The 3,359-nt window shown below is 51.4% G+C and carries 2 rRNA genes; both read right to left on the bottom strand.

Features of this window, described 5'->3' with window-relative positions:
- Positions 1-8: 8 nt before the first annotated feature.
- A 5S ribosomal RNA gene (gene rrf, locus HMPREF9443_RS02150) occupies positions 9-125 on the bottom strand.
- Positions 126-314: 189 nt separating this feature from the next.
- Positions 315-3,220, bottom strand: a 23S ribosomal RNA gene (locus HMPREF9443_RS02145).
- Between the last annotated feature and the right edge of the window lie 139 nt (positions 3,221-3,359).

Raw genomic sequence — 3,359 nt, 5'->3', positions numbered from 1 at the left:
TTTTTTCTAACCGGCAGCTATCTATCCTCCCAGGCCGCTTCCAGCCAAGTACTTTCGACGTATAAGGGCTTAACTACTGTGTTCGGGATGGGAACAGGTGGATCCCCTTAGCCATCACCACCGGATTATTTAATTTTGAGGTTTGTACCCTCAAAACTTCAACAGAAGAATGAACCGTTAAGTTCTTTTTAACGTTTTGTTTAAGCTGACTTCTTCATCGAAAACCGCTCCTTATTCAGTCGCTGTTTTCGATGTTTGCACGACCTTTTCGATTTCTCGCTTCGCTTTGCTTGCGACAAATCGGGTCCTTGCTTCAAGTCAAGCCCTCGACATATTAGTATCGGTCCGCTGAATACATTACTGTACTTACACTCCCGACCTATCAACCTCGTCTTCTCCAAGGTGTCTTACTAGATTGCTCTATGAGAGATCTCATCTTAAGGCTGGTTTCACGCTTAGATGCTTTCAGCGTTTATCCTTTCCGAACGTAGCTACCCAACTATACCTCTGGCGAGATAATTGGTACACCATTGGTTCGTCCACTCCGGTCCTCTCGTACTAGGAGCAGCCCCCTTCAAATCTCTTGCGCCCGCGATGGATAGGGACCGAACTGTCTCACGACGTTCTGAACCCAGCTCACGTACCACTTTAATGGGCGAACAGCCCAACCCTTGGGACCGACTTCAGCCCCAGGATGTGATGAGCCGACATCGAGGTGCCAAACCTCCCCGTCGATATGGACTCTTGGGAGAGATTAGCCTGTTATCCCCAGGGTAGCTTTTATCCGTTGAGCGATGGCCCTTCCACTTGGATGCCACCGGATCACTAAGCCCTACTTTCGTACCTGATTGCCGTGTTTGGCTCTCAGTCAAGCTCCCTTCTGCCTTTACACTCTTCGCGCGATTTCCGGCCGCGCTGAGGGAACCTTTGGGCGCCTCCGTTACTCTTTGGGAGGCGACCGCCCCAGTCAAACTGCCCGCCTGACACTGTCCCGAGTTTCGTTACTCCTACGGTTAGAATTCCGATACATCAAGGGTGGTATCCCAACGGCGGCTCCACGAAGACTAGCGTCCTCGCTTCCATGCCTCCCACCTATCCTGTACGTGATGTATCAGAACCCAATGTCAGGTTACAGTAAAGCTCCATGGGGTCTTTCTGTCCAGTCGCGGGTAACCTGCATCTTCACAGGTACTTCAATTTCACCGGGTCCCTCGTTGAGACAGTGCCCAAATCGTTACACCTTTCGTGCGGGTCGGAACTTACCCGACAAGGAATTTCGCTACCTTAGGACCGTTATAGTTACGGCCGCCGTTCACCGGGGCTTCGGTCGAATGCTTTGGATTGCTCCGGACATCCTTCCTTAACCTTCCGGCACTGGGCAGGTGTCAGCACCTATACGTCAGATTTCTCTTTAGCAGGCACCTGTGTTTGTGGTAAACAGTCGCTTGGGCCTCTTCTCTGCGACCGCCTCATGCTCCGTCTGTTCAGACTTCACAACAGCGGCTACCCTTATCCCGAAGTTACGGGTACATTTTGCCGAGTTCCTTAACGAGGGTTCTCCCGCGCACCTTAGGATTCTCTCCCCGCATACCTGTGTCGGTTTACGGTACGGGCGGTAATTCTCTAACTAGAAGCTTTTCTCGACAGTGTGGGGTCAGCAGCTTCAGTTCCGTTTCCGGAACCTCCACATCACGCCTCAGACTCACAGGACGCGGATTTGCCTGCGTCCCATCCTACACGCTTGTACAGGAACAACCAATCTCCTGCCTGCCTGCCCTCCTGTGTCACTCCATCGCTCAAACAATCATTACCGGTACTGGAATATCTGCCAGTTGTCCATCTCCTACGCTCCATGCCTCGGATTAGGTCCCGACTTACCCTGGGACGACGATCGTTGCCCAGGAATCCTTATGCTTTCGGTGGAATGGATTCTCACCATTCTTTTCGCTACTCATACCAACATTCTCACTTCTGTGAAGTCCACCGTTCCTTACAGAACGACTTCAGCCCTCACAGAACGCTCCCCTACCCCACGACATATGTCGTAGCCACAGCTTCGGTTTCGTACTTTAGCCCCGGTAATCTTCGGCGCAGGGTCTCTCGACCAGTGAGCTATTACGCACTCTTTAAATGGTGGCTGCTTCTAAGCCAACATCCTGGTTGTTTTAGAGACCCCACATCCTTTTCCACTTAGTACGACATTGGGGACCTTAGCTGGTGGTCTGGGCTGTTTCCCTTTTGACCACGGATCTTATCACTCGTAGTCTGACTCCCAAGCTCTACAGTATAACCATTCGGAGTTTGACAGGGTTCGGTAACCTTTATGGCCCCTAGCCCGATCAGTGCTCTACCGCCTATACTTACTACTTGAGGCTAGCCCTAAAGCTATTTCGGGGAGAACCAGCTATCTCCGCGTTCGATTGGAATTTCACCTCTACCCACATCTCATCCTAAAGCTTTTCAACGCTCACAGGTTCGGTCCTCCACGCAATTTTACCTGCGCTTCAACCTGGACATGGGTAGATCACTGCGGTTTCGGGTCTACGTACACTAACTATCCGCCCTCTTAAGACTCGCTTTCGCTTCGGCTCCGTGTCTTCCACTTAACCTCGCTAGTGCACGTAACTCGTTGGTTCATTCTTCAATAGGCACGCCGTCGCTTTCGCTCCGACTGCTTGTAGACATACGGTTTCAGGTTCTCTTTCACTCCCCTCCCGGGGTTCTTTTCACCTTTCCCTCACGGTACTATGCGCTATCGGTCGCCATTCAGTGTTTAGGGTTGGAGGGTGGTCCCCCCGGCTTCCCACAAGATTCCTCGTGCCTCGTGGTACTCTGGATACTGCTCATCTCTCCGGTCTTTAACCTACGTGGCTTTTACACTGTATTGCCTACCTTTCCAGGTAGTTCGGATAGACCATTGAGACTAAATGCAGTCCTCAACCCCGGCGAGCCGTAGCTCACCGGTTTGCCCTCTGCCCTCTTCGCTCGCCGCTACTGTGGGCATCTCGTTTGATTTCTCTTCCTCCGGGTACTTAGATGTTTCAGTTCCCCGGGTTCCCTTCCTTTCGGATACCTGCCCATGACGGCAGGTGGGTTTCCCCATTCGGACATCTACGGATCAATACTTGCTTGCAGTTCCCCGTAGCTTTTCGCAGCTTACCGCGTCCTTCATCGGCTGATGGCGCCTAGGCATCCGCCGTATGCCCTTAGTAGCTTGACTTTTTCAGCTTACTAAGAACTTTGCGTTCCTAGATCTCGTTAACTCATTCTCTTTGCTTTCGCATTGATTAGAGGTGCCTTGTCATCTCATCAACAACAAGGACTTTTATTCTTCTGTTTGAAGTTTTCAAGGTACAATA

It is taken from the genome of Phascolarctobacterium succinatutens YIT 12067, from assembly GCF_000188175.1.
In the GTDB taxonomy this organism is placed as follows: Bacteria; Bacillota; Negativicutes; order Acidaminococcales; family Acidaminococcaceae; genus Phascolarctobacterium_A; species Phascolarctobacterium_A succinatutens.
This window is presented reverse-complemented; position numbering and strand designations above follow the sequence as displayed.